This window comes from Streptomyces sp. NBC_00045, assembly GCF_045041095.1.
Classification (GTDB): domain Bacteria; phylum Actinomycetota; class Actinomycetes; order Streptomycetales; family Streptomycetaceae; genus Streptomyces.
Genome location: NZ_CP108271.1, coordinates 3,011,997 through 3,026,317 on the forward strand (window position 1 = coordinate 3,011,997; position 14,321 = coordinate 3,026,317).

The window sequence follows — 14,321 nt, forward strand, 5'->3', positions numbered from 1 at the left end:
TCGCCCGTGTCCGCCGCTCCCCCTCCCGTGTCCCGGGACGACCCGACGCTCCCGATCCCGACGCTCCCGCCCGCCCCACCCTCCCCGGCGGGCCCGACGGGGGGATACGCCTTCGCGGAGCCCGCGCCCGGGTGGGGCAACGTCGCGGCCGGGGCGGCGCCCACGCTGGTCGGGGAAAGCGCCGAGTGGTCGCCGGCGGCAGATCCCGCCGCCCGGCCCGGCGGGGAGCCGGCGCCCCGGTCCGGTCCGGTGCCACCTCCCGCTGCCGCTGCCGCACGGCCCGTCGCACCACCGCCGCCGGTGGCCGCGCCCGCCGCCGGGGCCGCCCCCGTACCGCCGCAGGGCTCCTCGTACGGCGCGCCCGATCCGGCGGCCGGCGGCGAGATCCGCCACGACCGGCCCGACAGCACCCCCACCCCGCCCGAGGGGACCCCGTGGGGCGCACCGGAAGCCCCGTACAGCGGTGTCGGCCCCGGGCACGAGGACCCGTACGCCTCCACGAGCGCGCAGCCGACCGGCAGTGCGGACGGCGGGAAGACCTGCGTGGCCTGCCGGGCCGGGCGGGTCGACACCGACGGGTACTGCGAGCACTGCGGGCACGCCCAGCCCCGCGAGCGCGACCACCTGGAGGAGGAGCTCGGCAGCGTCGCCGCCGTCAGCGACCGGGGGCTGCGACACCACCGCAACGAGGACTCGTTCGCGGTGGCCGCCACGGCCCTGCCCGACGGCTCGGCCGCCACGGTGGCCATCGTCTGCGACGGCGTCTCCTCCGCCAGCCGTCCCGACGAGGCATCGGCCGCCGCGGCCGGCGCCGCCAACGAGGCCCTGCTCGAAGCCCTTCCGCGCGGCGCCCACCCCCAGGAGGCCATGCACGACGCGATCCTGGCCGCGGCCGCCGCCGTGAACACCCTGGCCCCGGACGTCCCGGGCGCGCAGAACGCCCCCGCCTGCACCCTGGTGGGAGCCGTCGTCAGCGGCGGCCTGCTGACCATCGGCTGGGTCGGCGACAGCCGCGCGTACTGGGTCCCGGACGACCGCGACGCGCTGCCGCGCCGTCTCACCGAGGACGACTCGTGGGCGGCGCAGATGGTCGCGGCCGGGCTGATGGGCGAGGCCGAGGCGTACGCCGACGTCCGCGCGCACGCCATCACGGGCTGGCTCGGGGCCGACGCGTACGAACTGGAGCCGCACACCGCCACGTTCAAGCCGGACCACGCGGGTGTGGTGGTCGTCTGCACCGACGGCCTGTGGAACTACGCGGAGTCCGCACAGGAGATGGCCCACGTGCTGCCCCCGGATGCCGCCGCCCGACCCCTGCACAGCGCACAGGTCCTGGTGGGTCATGCCCTCGACGGGGGCGGCCACGACAACGTCACGGTGGCCGTCGTCCCGTTCGCCGCGCCGTCGGGGCCGGAACAGCCGCAAGCGGAACCGAAAACGGAAGCGGAAGCACGCCCTCAGGCCTGATCCACCCGCACCCGCACCCAGTCCTTCTCCGAGGAGTCCAACCGATGGCGAACTTCGCCAAGCCGAGCGCCCCGCGCTTCAGCGTGGAGGTGTACCAGAACGAGTTCCTCCCCGAGGGCGGGCGGGACGTCCACGCCATCGTCACGGTCACGTCCACGGGTGGCGCCACCGCCACCCGTGCGGCGTCCGCCCACGGCTCGGCCGCCGTCGTGATCATGGTGGACTGCTCGGGGTCCATGGAGTACCCGCCGGACAAGATGCGCGGCGCCCGCGAGGCCACCGCCGCCGCGATCGACACCCTGCGCGACGGCACCGCGTTCGCCGTCATCGCCGGTACGCACGTGGCCAAGGAGGTCTATCCCGGCCAGGGCCGCCTCGCCGTCGCCGACCCGGCCACCCGCGCCCAGGCCAGGGAGGCCCTGCGCGGCCTGAGCTCCGGCGGCGGGACCGCCATCGGCACCTGGCTGCGCCTGGCCGACGGCCTGCTGCGCCAGTCCTCCGCCGCCATCCGGCACGGCATCCTGCTCACCGACGGCCGCAACGAGCACGAGGACCCGGCCGTGCTGCGCGCCACGCTCGACGCCTGCGCGGGCCGCTTCACTTGTGACGCGCGCGGAGTGGGGACGGACTGGGAGGTCAAGGAGGTCACCAGCATCGCGAGCGCCCTCCTCGGCTCGGCGGACATCGTCGCCGACCCGGCGCACCTCACCGAGGACTTCACGCTCATGATGGAGAACGTCATGGGCAAGGAGGTCGCGGACGTCGCGCTGCGCCTGTGGACCCCCGTCGGCGTGGAGATCCAGTACGTCAAACAGGTCGCGCCCACCGTCCAGGACCTCAGCGACCGCCGCACCGGGGCGGGCCCGCGCGCCGGCGACTACCCGACCGGGTCCTGGGGCGACGAGTCCCGCGAGTACCACGTGTGCGTCCGGGTCCCCGCCGCGTCCGTCGGGCAGGAGATGCTGGCCGCCCGGGCCACGCTCCTGCAGCCCGGCGCGCCGGGCGAGCCGCCGGCCACCCTCGCGCAGGGGCTGGTCCGGGCCGTGTGGACGGACGATCTGGCCGCCTCCACCGCCATCAATCCGCAGGTCGCCCACTACACGGGGCAGGCGGAGCTCGCGCAGGCTATCCAACAGGGGCTGGAAGCGCGCAAACTGGGCGATGTCGACGGCGCCACGGCCAAGCTCGGCCGCGCCGTGCAACTGGCCAGCGCCTCCGGAAACGCGGACACGGCCAAATTGCTCGCGAAGGTGGTGGATGTCGTCGATGCGGCGGCGGGTACTGTGCGGCTGAAGGCGAAGGTCGCGGATGCCGACGAGATGACCCTCGAAACGCGTTCGATCCAGACCGTCCGAGTGAAGAAGACCTGAGAGACCTGAGAAGACCTGACGCGATGACGCAGGCTGAAGGGGGAAGAGCCGCCATGCCGACCTGCCCGAACGGGCACCAGTCCGCCTCCGACGACTGGTGCGAGGTCTGCGGCCACCGCATGGCTGCCGCCGCGGGTGCGCCCGCGGCGCCTTCCTACGGCTACGGCTACCCTCCCACGACCGGTGAGCCGACCGCCCAGGCGGAGCTCTGCCCGCAGTGCCGGACCCCGCGCGAGGCCATGGCCCCGTTCTGCGAGGAGTGCCGGTACAACTTCCTGACGCGCTCGGCGACCTCGTACACCCCGCTCGGGACGGACGCGGGAGCCGTCAGCGGGAACGGCGCCGGGGCCACCCCGCCGCCTCCGCCTCCGGCGCCGCCCGCACCTCCGGTGCCCGCCCCGGCGCCGTTCTCACAGGACCACTTCGAGTACCAGGGCTCCCGGCCGTCCCGGGTCAACCGGCCGGCCGAGCCCCTGGAGCGCGAGGACGACTGGCTGTTGCCGCCGCCGGCCCACGAGCAGCCGCAGGTCCAGCCGCAGCCGCCGCAGGTCCCGCAGCCGCCGCAGGAGTACCGGCAGCCGCAGGAGTACCAGCTGTCGGAGTACCAGCAGCCGCACGAGTACCAGCAGCCTCAGCAGGCGCAGCAGGCGCACGTGCCCCAGCAGCCGTTCCCGCCCCAGAGCACCGGCGCCTGGAGCGCGACGATCGGCCCCGACCGCTCGTACTTCATGGCGATGATGCACCGCAGCGGCCCCGAGGCGGCCGCGCTCAACCTGCCCGCCTACTCCCCGGAGCAGCACCTTCCGCTCTCCGGCGGTCAGATCACGATCGGCCGTCGCCGCGCCTCCACGGGCGAGTCCCCGGACATCGACCTGTCGGTGCCCCCGGAGGACCCGGGCGTCTCCCACCAGCACGCGGTGCTCGTCCAGCAGCCCGACCTCAGCTGGGCGGTAGTGGACCAGAACTCCACCAACGGCACCACCATCAACGGCGGCGAGGAGTCGATCCAGCCCTACGTCCCGATCCCGCTCTCCGACGGCGACCGGGTCCACGTGGGCGCCTGGACCACGATCACCATCCGCCGGAGCTGATCCCGGGACGCTGCGCTACTCCCCCAGGGGCCATACGTACGGGCCCTGGGGGTCGTCGAGCCACGACCACTGCCCCTCCGCGCTGACCGTCACCCCGAACCGCTCGCGGCCCGGCCGGCCCTCGCCGCGCCACAGGTCCAGGGCCTCGCGCGGATGCAGCGCGCCGGCGGTCAGCACGAGCATGAACTGGAAGCGGTCGTTCTCCACCAGCTCGTACGGGAGTCCGTACGGCAGCCCGGGCGCGGCCGGTGCGGCCGTGGCCCCGCGCAGCGGGACGAAGTAGGCGGGGGTGTGCAGGAAGCGGCCCTCCGCGAAGTCGGCGTCCTGGACGCGCAGCGCGATCAGCCCGGTCGACAGCGGGGCCAGGATCCGCGCCCCCCGCCGGCACTGGCCGAGCCAGGCGTGCGGGACCAGCGGCAGCATGCACGTCACCAGGATCCGGTCGAACGGGGCCCGGGAGGGGCAGCCCCGCGCCCCGTCCCCGGTGACCACGGACGGCCGGTGGCCGAGCAGGGCCAGGTGCGCCCGCGCGGACTCGGTGATCTCCTCGTCCAGGTCGACGGTGGTGACGTGCTCGTCGCCGAGCCGGTGGCACAGCAGCGCGGCGGTGTAGCCGGTGCCGGCGCCGATCTCCAGCACGTCGTCCCCGTCGCGGACGTCGAGCGCCGCCAGCATCTTCGCCATCAGGGACGGCTGGCTGCTGGAGGAGAGCAGCTCGCCGTCGCGCAGCCGGGTGGCGAGCGGGGCGTCCGTGTAGACCCCGCGCAGCCAGCGGGCCCGGCGGGCCGGGTCCGGGTCCTCGCCCCAGAGCCGCTCGTGGCCGGCCCCGCGGCCGGTGAAGAAGTACGGGACGAAGACGTGCCGGGGCACCGCCGCGAAGGCCGCCCGCCAGGCGGGGTCCTCCAGCACCCCGGCTGCGGTCAGCTCCTGCACCTGCCCCGCGTGGGCGGCGTCGCGCAGGTCCCTCGTCTCGCCCTCCGCGGTGCGCGGGGGGCGGGTGGTACGCGTGGAGTGTCCGGAGTGTGCACCCATGGCTCCACTGTCCTGCTGCCGGGCTCCGGAGGCGAGCGGTGGTTCTGGCTGGTCCTAAGTCCCCGGTCCTCCGTCCGGGCGTCTGAGACGATGGTCGGGTGAATGAGATTCCGCGGGGCACGCTTCAGGAGCAGACGTTTTACGAGCAGGTGGGCGGCGAGGAGACGTTCCGCCGCCTGGTGCGGCGCTTCTACCAGGGGGTCGCGGAAGATCCGCTGCTGCGCCCGATGTATCCGGAGGAGGACCTCGGCCCCGCCGAGGAGCGTTTCGCCCTGTTCCTGATCCAGTACTGGGGCGGCCCGAACACGTACAGCGAGAACCGCGGGCACCCTCGCCTGCGGATGCGGCACGCCCCGTTCCAGGTGGACGCGGCGGCGCACGACGCGTGGCTGGGGCACATGCGCGTGGCGGTGGACGAGCTGGGCCTGGCGCCGGAGCACGAGGCGCAGCTGTGGCGGTACCTGACGTACGCCGCCGCCTCGATGATCAACACCGCGGGGTAGCGCGTACGCAGGTACGTACGCGGAACCCCTGGCGGAAGGTCGGGAGCCGCAGCTGCAGTCGCAGCTGCCGAGCCCGAAGGCCGGACGAGTGCTAGAGCGGCCGGACCTGGAGGGCGCCCAGGCCGCCGGTACCGCCGGGGCGGCGCATCGCGATCGAGCCGTACGGGGTGCGCAGCCGGAGCCAGCCGCCGGAGCCGAGCAGGGCCACCGGGTCGGGGGTTCCGGGGGCGGAGGGCGCGCCGGCGCCGCTCGCGACGGCCGACCGGATCGGACGCAGGAAGCCCAGGGACTGCGCGGCGTGCACGGCGCGCAGCGGGAGTTCGGTGTCGCCCAACGTCCGGGACCAGATCTCACGCCCGATGCGGTCCCGCTCGGACCGGGTCCGGTGCTGCGGGGGCAGGGCCTCGTCACGGGCCCGGAATTCGGCGACCGAGGCGCTGAGGGCGGCCCGTACCTGCTCGGGTCCGGGCAGCCCGGGCAGCTGCTGCCAGCCACCGCGGGGCGGGAGCACCCCGGTCCAGGGCGGGCCGGTGACCGGCCCGGGGACGACGGCGCTCGCGGCGGCCTCGTCCACGGATTCCAGCAGCTCGCCAGCGGACACGGTCACGTCCAGCGGCCCGGAGACGGGCACCGCGAGGCGCACCGTACGGATGGCCAGCACCTCGAAGGACGCCGGCCGTCCGAAGACGGCGACCGCGCCGCCGCCCGCCTGGAGGCGGACCGCGGCGGCACGGTCGTAGTGCACCAGCCGGCCCAGGAAGGCGGCGAGGTCCGCCGCCTCCCCGGAATCGGCGAAGCACAGCCGTTCGGTCATGCGGCGATGCGGCCTTCCGCGCGCGAGCCCACGGGCTCGTCGAGGTACTTCTCCAGGAAGTGCTTCTCCTCGGCCGTGATGCGGCGGGGCCGCCCCTCGGCGAGGTTGTACGGCACGACCACGGTCGAGGCCCGCACGTAGACCTTCTCCGGTGCGTCCTCGGTCGCCTCGTCCTTGACCTCGTAGCCGATGGTCAGCGACGCGGCACCTATCCGGGTCACCCAGGACTCGATCAGGACGGGCTCGTGACGGTGCACGAGGGGCAGCTTGTAGTCGATCTCGTGGCGGGCCACGACGGACCCGCCCGTGAAGGACTCACTGCCCTCCCCCGGCGCCAGCCGGAACATGAAGTCGATCCTCGCCTCCTCCAGGTAGCGGAGGAAGACCACGTTGTTGACGTGGCCGAAGGAATCCATGTCCGACCAGCGCAGCGGGCACCGGTAGTGATGTCTGGCCATGTTGCTCAGCCTCGGGTGAGCTTCTTGTACGTGGCGCGGTGCGGACGGGTGGCGTCCGGGCCGAGCCGCTCGATCTTGTTCTTCTCGTAGGACTCGAAGTTGCCCTCGAACCAGAACCACTTCGAGTCGCCCTCGTAGGCCAGGATGTGGGTGGCCACTCGGTCCAGGAACCAGCGGTCGTGGGAGACGACCACGGCCGCACCGGGGAACTCCAGCAGCGCGTTCTCCAGGGAGCCCAGGGTCTCGACGTCGAGGTCGTTGGTGGGCTCGTCGAGGAGCAGCAGGTTGCCGCCCTGCTTCAGGGTGAGCGCGAGGTTCAGGCGGTTGCGCTCACCGCCGGAGAGCACACCGGCCGGCTTCTGCTGGTCCGGACCCTTGAAGCCGAAGGCGCTGACGTACGCGCGGGACGGCATCTCGACGTTGCCGACGTTGATGTAGTCCAGCTCGTCCGACACGACCGCCCAGAGGGTCTTCTTGGGGTCGATGTTGGCGCGGCCCTGGTCGACGTACGAGATCTTGACGGTCTCGCCGACCTTGATCTCGCCGGAGTCCGGCTTCTCCAGGCCCTGGATCATCTTGAAGAGCGTGGTCTTGCCCGCGCCGTTCGGACCGATGATGCCGACGATGCCGTTGCGCGGCAGCGTGAAGGACAGGTCGTCGATGAGGACCTTGTCACCGAAGGCCTTCGAGAGGCTGTTGACCTCGACCACGATCGAGCCCAGACGCGGGCCCGGCGGGATCTGGATCTCCTCGAAGTCCAGCTTGCGCATCTTGTCGGCCTCGGCCGCCATCTCCTCGTAGCGGGCGAGACGGGCCTTGGACTTGGCCTGGCGGCCCTTGGCGTTGGAGCGGACCCACTCCAGCTCTTCCTTGAGGCGCTTGGCGCGCTTCTCGTCCTTCTTGCCCTCGACCTTGAGGCGCTCGGCCTTCTTCTCCAGGTAGGTGGAGTAGTTGCCCTCGTAGGGGTGCGCGCGGCCGCGGTCGAGTTCGAGGATCCACTCGGCGACGTTGTCGAGGAAGTAACGGTCGTGGGTGACCGCCACGACGGCGCCCTTGTACTGGGCGAGGTGCTGCTCCAGCCAGTTCACGGACTCGGCGTCGAGGTGGTTGGTGGGCTCGTCGAGGAGCAGCAGGTCGGGGGCCTCCAGCAGCAGCTTGCAGAGGGCCACGCGGCGCTTCTCACCACCGGAGAGGTTGGTGACCGGCCAGTCGCCGGGCGGGCAGCCCAGGGCGTCCATGGCCTGCTCCAGCTGGGCGTCGAGGTCCCACGCGTTGGCGTGGTCCAGGTCGTCCTGGAGCTTGCCCATCTCCACCATCAGCTCGTCGGTGTAGTTCGTCGCCATTTCCTCGGCGATCGCGTTGAACCGGTTGAGCTTGGTCTTGATCTCGCCGACGCCGTCCTCGACGTTCTCCAGGACGGTCTTGCTCTCGTCGAGCTTGGGCTCCTGCATGAGGATGCCGACGGAGTAGCCCGGGGACAGGTAGGCGTCACCGTTGGACGGCTGCTCCAGACCCGCCATGATCTTGAGGACGGTCGACTTGCCGGCGCCGTTCGGGCCGACCACGCCGATCTTCGCCCCCGGCAGGAAGTTCAGGAACACGTCGTCGAGGATCACCTTGTCGCCGTGCGCCTTGCGCGTCTTGCGCATGGTGTAGATGAACTCAGCCAAGAGAAACCGTCCGGCAGATCGATGGGTGGGCAGATACACCCCATCTTGCCAGTCGTCCACACCTACGGGCGAATGGGTTGCTCAGCGCAGGCGGAGGGCGCCCGGCGCCTGGTCCTCGATGATCTCCGTGAGGACGTCGAACAGGGTTGGGCCCCGGCCACCGCGCGCCAGCGCGAGCTCTTCGGCGACGCGCTCGCGGTTCGTCGGATGGCAGCGCGCCAGCACGCCCTCCAGGCGCCGGGCCGTCTCCGGGTGGCCGAGGGCCCGCCGGGAGGCCTCGTGATCGCGCCACTCGACCACGAAGCCACCCTCGTCGGGGGTCCCGAAGCCGCCCCGGAGACAGTCGATGAAGCTGTCCAGATTCCGGCCGAAGTAGCCCCCGGGGCCGTTGACGGCTTCACCCATCAGGGTCCAGAAGTCGTCCAGCGTGCCGATCCGGCTGCCGTCCAGTACGTAGGTCGTCGTCACGGTCAGGGAGCCTAGATCGTCTGCCGGCCGGTCAGCCGGGGCGGTAGACGGTCAGGGCGTCCGGGAGGGTGTCGAGGACGAGGGCGGCCGGGGCGCGGCCGTACTCGCCGTCGTACGCGAGCGGGGTGCCCGGCGGGATCTCCCCGATGCGCAGGCTGCGCAGGCGGGTGGCCGTGTGGACGGGGCTGCGGCTCAGCGGGCCCGTGAGGGCGGCGGCGAGCAGGCGGGGGCCGGGGCGGCCGCCGCCGTGGACGAGCCGGAGGTCGAGCAGGCCCTCTCCGAGGCTGTCGCGGCGGCGGGGGGTGGCGCCGGTGCCGTGGTAGGTGCCGTTTCCGGCGAAGAGCAGCCAGACGCTCCGGGGTCGGCCGGCCAGCCGGAGCCGTACGGGGCGTTCCGCGCGCAGGACCCGCCAGGCGGCCAGCAGCGCGGCGGGGCCGCCGCCGATCCGCGGCCCCCAGTGCAGGCGGTGCCGCAGCAGCTCGGGGTAGGCGCCGATGCTGAAGGTGTTCAGGAAGTAGCCGGAGCGGTCGTCCTCGGGACCGGGGCCGGGGGTGAAGCGGCCCACGCTGACCCGGACCGCACTGCCGTCGGCGAGCGCGCGGCAGGTGTCCTCGGCTCCGGCCAGGCCGAGGTCGAGCGCGAAGTGGTTGAGGGTACCGCCGGGGAAGACGGCCAGCGGCACACCGGCGCGCAGCGCGGCGGTGGCGGCCGCGTTGATCGTTCCGTCGCCGCCGCACACGCCGAGCACGGTGGAGCGGGCGGCCGCCGCCTCCAGTTCCGCGGGCAGCTCCGGGCCCGTGCACCGGACCACTTCGGCCTTGGGCAGCCGGGTGCGCAGTATGTCGAGGCCCGCGTCGGCTGCCGTGCCGGACCCGTCGTTGACGACCACGGTGAGCCCGGCCCCGTCCGGCAGTGCGGGCGCGTCGGTGGCCGGCCGCTCGGCGCCGGGCACGAGCCGCGCCTCCTCCACGCCGCGGGCGATGCGGCGTACGGCGTAGCCCGCGGCGACGCCCAGCGCCGCTCCGGCGACCACGTCGGAGGGGTAGTGGACCCCCGTGTAGACGCGGGAGAACGCAACCGACGCGGCCACCGGGGCCAGTGCGGCACCCCAGCCGGGGGCGTGCAGCGCCAGCCCGGTGGTGAAGGCGAACGCGGAAGCCGAGTGGCCGGACGGGAAGGAGGTGGTCGTCGGCTGCGTCACGAGCCGCCGTACCTCGGGCACTCCTTCCAGCAGCGGCCGGGGCCTGCGTACGGACCACTTGCCCACGGTGTTGACGGTCGCCGAGGCCAGCGCCAGCGAGGCGGCTCCGCACAGCGCCGCCTTGCGGGCCCCGGCCGAGCCGAGGACCGCGATCGCCGCGGCGGCCCCTCCCCACAGCACCCCGTGGTTCGCGGCCCGCCCCAGCCTCGGTAGCACCCGGTCGGCCGCGGGCCAGTGCCTGCGGGCCACCTCGTCGAACAGCTTCCGGTCCCATCGTGCGGCGGCGCCCCGCCAGGTCAGCTCTTGATCAGCCATTTCCACCGCCTACCCGGACCTCCCGCCCCGGAATCAACACGCCCCGCCAACCAGCCCTGAGGAGGTGCCCGGGGACCCGAATGCCGGAGCACCCCATGCACGACGTGCCGCTGCCCGTGGGCCCGTTCCCCCAGGGCATGCGCCTGCCCGCTGCCCGGCCCGGTCCCGTTGGGCCTGGCCCCTCCTAGGCCTGGTCCTCTTCCTCGTCCAGTGGGCGCTTGCGGAGCAGGAGGACCACCAGACCGCCCAGCACCACCAGGCCCACGGCCAGCGAGGCGATGACCGGAGTGGCGGCCGAGCTGCCACTGGTGGCGAGCCGCTCCTCGTCCGGGCTGGACTCCGCGGAAGCCGCCGCCGCTGCCGCCGCCGCCGAGCCGGAGGCCTGGGGCACGGCTGGCGCTTCCCCGGTGGTTCCGGCCTCCGCCACGACGGGCTGCGGCCAGACCGCGCTCGCCCTCGCCGCCGACGCGGACTCGCTGGAGCCGGCCACGATCTGGGCCTGGGCCGGCACCTCGCTGGTGAAGACCCGCCCGACCGGCACCTTCGTGGAGCCCTGGACGGTGACCGACGCCGAGCCGTCGGGCGTGCCCGCGGGCACCTCGAAGTACAGCCGGCTGCCGTTGGCCGCGCTGGTGAGCGGTCGCCCCTCGGCGTCCACCACCCGCACCCCCAGGGCCACGGCCGCCGCGTCCGGGGTGACCGTCACGCTCTGCGCGCCCGTCCGTACTGTGACCGGCCCGAGGCGGGTACCCACGGGCCCCGACACGTTCCCGGGATCCAGCCCCAACGAGGCCGGCGGCTCCGGGAGCTTGCCCGCGGACCGCTGGAGGTAGCCGGCCAGCTTCTCCGCCGCAGGGTCGGCGGCCTCCACCTGCGCGCCGTCCGCCAGCCGCCAGATCGCGACCTGCGTCCCGGCCGCCGCGCTCTGCGCGGTCAGCGCCCCGGCACCGGCCGCCTTGGCCAGCCCGGCGAGGTCGTTCAGCTGCGGATAGGAGTGCTCAAGGACCCAGCGGATCCGGCCCGCCTCTCCGTTCCCGGCGAGCAGGCTGCCGCTCCAGCCGCTCTCGGTGTACCGGGCCTGCGGCTGGGCGTTGCCCGCCACGCCGACGCCGTAGGTCTGGAGCGTCCCGCCGCCGTCGACCCGCATCTCGTACAGCCCGGCCGGTATCTGGCGGACCGACCCGTCCTTGGCGTGCAGGACCGCCTGCCCGTACGTCTTGAGCCCGTCCAGCACGGCGCTCGCGCCCTCCGGTGTCCGGGGCGAGGGCGTCCCGGTGTCGGCGGCCGCCCGCGCGCCCGGGGCTGCGGCCAGGGCCGCGGCCAGCAGCGCAGCCGCCAATGGCCGCCGCCCGGGGGCCCGTACGGGCGCTGCCGCCGCAGCAGGCGCGGCAGACTCGGCAGGCAGACCGGAGGTGCTGGCAGCAGCGAGCGAGGAGCGAACGGATCCGGGCACCGCATCAGGTACCGGAGCAGGAACGGAATCAGGAGCGGAGGATGCGGGAACGGCAATCGACACAGTCTTCCCCTTCGGGCCAGCGACCCAGGTGCCCGTGAGTACCGGGGAATCCTAACCGCCTCGAACACTCAGACCACCGCCGCCTTCTGAGTATCCATCAGCGGGAGGTCCACCTTGACGACCCGCCGGAACGCCGCCGTCCCCCGGTTCAGGTCGTGGCCGATGGCGGTCGCGTCGATCTCCGCCGAGAACCACCCCTTGCCCTCACCGTCGGGCGGGTCCGCCCGCACCTGCAGCCTCCCGTGCACCACCAGTGGCTCCCCCACCGCGACGGAGCCGGCCAGGTTCACCGCGAGCGTGCGCCGCGCCCACACCGTGTAGAAGCTGGTGGACCCGTCCGTCCAGGCGTCCTTGCGCCGGTCGAAGTAGCGCGGCGTCACGGCGAACCGGAACCGCGCCGACGGCCCGTTCACCGTCTCCTTGTAGTCGATCTGCGTGGCCACGTGGCCGACCAGCGTCACCAGGGTGTCGTTCATCCCGGCAGCCCTCCCCCGCATCCGCACCTGCACCCGCACGGACCATCCGCACGAGGTACGAACCATGCTGGCGCGACCCCCCGGTCCCCGCTCCGGCCTGTGGACTACTCGCGGGTTGTGGACAACTTCATCCCCCCTGCGGACACCGTCGCGTACTGCTCGCGCACCTCCCGGTAGCGCAGCAGCTCCGCGGCCACCGGCTCCAGCACGCGGGCCCGCCCGCAGCCGGCCGCCGCCTGCCGCAGCCGCCGCTCCGCGTCCTGCCCGTAGCGCCGCGCCGGACCGCGGGCCGCGATCGAGCAGGCCCACTCCACCAGCGGCCCGCCGACGATGCCCGCCACCATGAGCAGCACCGGCGGCATCAGGCGCGGCTCCAGCACCCCGGCGATCTGCCCGACCAGCCACAGCCCCCCGTAGATCTGCAGCAGCGTCATCGCCGCCTGCGCCAGCACCGCCACCGGCCACCACCGCGGCCGCGGCGGCTTGACGCTCGGCACCGTGACCGCCGACCCCAGCGTCACCGCGATCTCGTCCAACGCCTCCGGGAGCTGCTCGGCGCCGCGCACCGCGGTCTCCCGCACCGCCTGCGCCCAGGCGTCGGGCAACCCGTCGGCCGCCGCGTCGGCGACGGTCCGTACGGCCTGTTCGACCCGCTGGCGCGCGGTCACCTCCTCCTCGACCGCAGGCTCCGCGGTGACCGGGCCCCGGCCGCCGATCGCCGCCAGGGCGGCGAGCCCGGCCAGGGTGCGCGGGGCGCGCCGGTCCTCGTACCACCGCCACAGCCGCAGCCACGGGGTGCCGCACGCCTTCCCGGCGTTGCGGCGCCAAGCGCGCTCGGCGGCGAGTCCGGCCGCGTACGCCCCGACGGCCTCCGCGAGGCGGTCCTCGAACTCGGCGCGCGCCACCTCCCCGATCTCCGGCCCGGGATGGCCGTCGGCCACGTACAGCGGGCGCAGCCGCATGGCGGCCCGGTCGACGTCGGCGGCGATCCGCCGGGTCGCGGCGCCCTTCTCCTGGGTGAACTGTGCGAGGAGGTCGCGCAGTTCCCCGACGCCCTCGCCGGTCAGTGCGGACAGCCCGAGGACGGTGGCGCCGGGTTCGTCGTACTCGCCGAGGGCGATGCCGTCGTCGTCCAGCAGCCGCCGCAGGTCGTCCAGTACGAGGTCGGCGGACTCACCAGGCAGCCGGTCCACCTGGTTCAGCACGACGAAGGTCACCTCGGCGTGTCCGGCGAGCGGTCGCAGGTACCGCTCGTGCAGCACCGCGTCGGCGTACTTTTCGGGGTCGACCACCCACACCACCGCGTCGACGAGGGCGAGCACCCGGTCCACGTGCTCGCGGTGGGCGCCGACCGCGGAGTCCAGGTCCGGCAGGTCCACCAGGACCATCCCGCGCAGCGCCCCGGCCTCGGAGGTCTCGCGCGGCCGGCGGCGCAGCCTGCCCGGGATCTCCAGCCGGTCGAGCAGCCCGGCCGCTCCGTCGGACCAGCTGCAGGCGATGGGTGCGGCGGTCATGGGCCGGCGCAGCCCGGTCTCGGAAATCTGCACTCCTGCCAGTGAATTGAAGAGCGTGGACTTGCCGCTTCCGGTGGCTCCGGCGATGGCGACGACCGTGTGCTGCGAGGACAGTCCGCGCCGGGCGGCCGCCTCGTCCAGCACCCGGCCGGCCTCGGCGAGGGTCTTGCCGTCGAGGCGGGTCCGCGAGAGCCCGACCAGTTGGCGCAGTGCTTCGAGGCGGGTGCGCAGCGCCTGCCCCTCGGGGCTGAGCGGCGACGAAGGCGCCTTGCCCCCGTCGCTGCCGGCGCCGGAGACGGCGAGGACGAGCGCGTCGTCGTCCTCGTCTCTCCCGTCCTCGGTGTCGATCTCGCCCGCGCGGCGCGAGCGTGCGATGAATCCGTCGTCCCAGCGGTCGTCGGTGCGGTCGGTCACGGTGGTCACCGC

At 73.8% G+C, this 14,321-nt stretch carries 13 protein-coding genes; 4 read left to right on the plus strand and 9 right to left on the minus strand.

All coding sequences use genetic code 11. The annotated features are described in order from the left end of the window. Positions 1–300 precede the first annotated feature (300 nt). Genes OHA65_RS14110 through OHA65_RS14120 form a run of 3 tightly spaced genes read left to right on the plus strand, consistent with a single transcriptional unit; the run spans position 301 to position 3,928 of the window. On the plus strand, positions 301–1,467 hold the full coding sequence (locus OHA65_RS14110; protein ID WP_371643580.1) for a protein phosphatase 2C domain-containing protein: 1,167 nt from the start codon (positions 301–303) through the stop codon (positions 1,465–1,467). A 44-nt stretch (positions 1,468–1,511) separates the two neighbouring features. Further along, a complete protein-coding gene (locus OHA65_RS14115) occupies positions 1,512–2,837 on the plus strand; it encodes a vWA domain-containing protein (protein WP_405761948.1) in 1,326 nt (441 codons plus the stop codon). 53 nt (positions 2,838–2,890) lie between these two features. Beyond that, positions 2,891–3,928, plus strand: a complete 1,038-nt coding sequence (locus tag OHA65_RS14120) for an FHA domain-containing protein (RefSeq protein ID WP_327283477.1) — start codon at positions 2,891–2,893, stop codon at positions 3,926–3,928. A gap of 15 nt (positions 3,929–3,943) precedes the next feature. On the opposite strand, the gene OHA65_RS14125 is transcribed toward OHA65_RS14120, so the two are convergent. Then, positions 3,944–4,960: a methyltransferase domain-containing protein gene (locus OHA65_RS14125; RefSeq protein ID WP_405761950.1), complete on the minus strand. Its 1,017-nt coding sequence runs from the start codon at positions 4,958–4,960 to the stop codon at positions 3,944–3,946. 98 nt (positions 4,961–5,058) lie between these two features. On the opposite strand from OHA65_RS14125, the gene OHA65_RS14130 reads away from it, so the two are divergent. Beyond that, the gene (locus tag OHA65_RS14130) at positions 5,059–5,463 is read left to right on the plus strand and encodes a globin (protein ID WP_327283478.1); all 405 of its coding nucleotides are present in this window, start codon (positions 5,059–5,061) and stop codon (positions 5,461–5,463) included. Between the two features lie 91 nt (positions 5,464–5,554). Here the strand turns inward: OHA65_RS14130 and OHA65_RS14135 are convergent, their stop codons facing one another. The 8 genes from OHA65_RS14135 to OHA65_RS14170 all read right to left on the minus strand — a co-directional run bounded on the left by OHA65_RS14135 (position 5,555) and on the right by OHA65_RS14170 (position 14,318). Further along, complete coding sequence (locus OHA65_RS14135) at positions 5,555–6,277, minus strand: hypothetical protein (RefSeq protein WP_327283479.1); 723 nt, start codon at positions 6,275–6,277, stop codon at positions 5,555–5,557. Then, positions 6,274–6,735, minus strand: coding sequence for a thioesterase family protein (locus OHA65_RS14140; RefSeq protein WP_327283480.1), 462 nt, complete (start codon positions 6,733–6,735; stop codon positions 6,274–6,276). The genes OHA65_RS14135 and OHA65_RS14140 overlap by 4 nt, the downstream gene beginning before the upstream one ends. A gap of 5 nt (positions 6,736–6,740) precedes the next feature. Beyond that, positions 6,741–8,405: an energy-dependent translational throttle protein EttA gene (gene ettA, locus OHA65_RS14145; protein WP_327283481.1), complete on the minus strand. Its 1,665-nt coding sequence runs from the start codon at positions 8,403–8,405 to the stop codon at positions 6,741–6,743. Between the two features lie 81 nt (positions 8,406–8,486). Continuing rightward, a complete protein-coding gene (locus tag OHA65_RS14150) occupies positions 8,487–8,873 on the minus strand; it encodes a barstar family protein (protein WP_327283482.1) in 387 nt (128 codons plus the stop codon). A gap of 31 nt (positions 8,874–8,904) precedes the next feature. Then, positions 8,905–10,389, minus strand: coding sequence for a phosphatase PAP2 family protein (locus OHA65_RS14155; RefSeq protein WP_329313554.1), 1,485 nt, complete (start codon positions 10,387–10,389; stop codon positions 8,905–8,907). A 184-nt stretch (positions 10,390–10,573) separates the two neighbouring features. Next, positions 10,574–11,842 carry a thioester domain-containing protein gene (locus OHA65_RS14160; protein ID WP_405761952.1) on the minus strand — a complete coding sequence of 423 codons (1,269 nt, stop codon included), beginning with the start codon at positions 11,840–11,842 and terminating at the stop codon, positions 10,574–10,576. 131 nt (positions 11,843–11,973) lie between these two features. Further along, a complete protein-coding gene (locus OHA65_RS14165) occupies positions 11,974–12,381 on the minus strand; it encodes a single-stranded DNA-binding protein (RefSeq protein WP_405761954.1) in 408 nt (135 codons plus the stop codon). A gap of 104 nt (positions 12,382–12,485) precedes the next feature. Further along, positions 12,486–14,318, minus strand: coding sequence for a GTPase (locus OHA65_RS14170; protein WP_405761955.1), 1,833 nt, complete (start codon positions 14,316–14,318; stop codon positions 12,486–12,488). Positions 14,319–14,321 lie beyond the last annotated feature (3 nt).

Coding starts and splice junctions, on each gene's coding strand:
- OHA65_RS14140 (WP_327283480.1), bottom strand. CDS start 6,735: ATGGCCAGACATCACTACCGGTGCCCGCTGCGCTGGTCGGACATGGAT.
- OHA65_RS14115 (WP_405761948.1), top strand. CDS start 1,512: ATGGCGAACTTCGCCAAGCCGAGCGCCCCGCGCTTCAGCGTGGAGGTG.
- OHA65_RS14165 (WP_405761954.1), bottom strand. CDS start 12,381: ATGAACGACACCCTGGTGACGCTGGTCGGCCACGTGGCCACGCAGATC.
- OHA65_RS14135 (WP_327283479.1), bottom strand. CDS start 6,277: ATGACCGAACGGCTGTGCTTCGCCGATTCCGGGGAGGCGGCGGACCTC.
- OHA65_RS14155 (WP_329313554.1), bottom strand. CDS start 10,389: ATGGCTGATCAAGAGCTGACCTGGCGGGGCGCCGCCGCACGATGGGAC.
- OHA65_RS14120 (WP_327283477.1), top strand. CDS start 2,891: ATGCCGACCTGCCCGAACGGGCACCAGTCCGCCTCCGACGACTGGTGC.
- OHA65_RS14125 (WP_405761950.1), bottom strand. CDS start 4,960: ATGGGTGCACACTCCGGACACTCCACGCGTACCACCCGCCCCCCGCGC.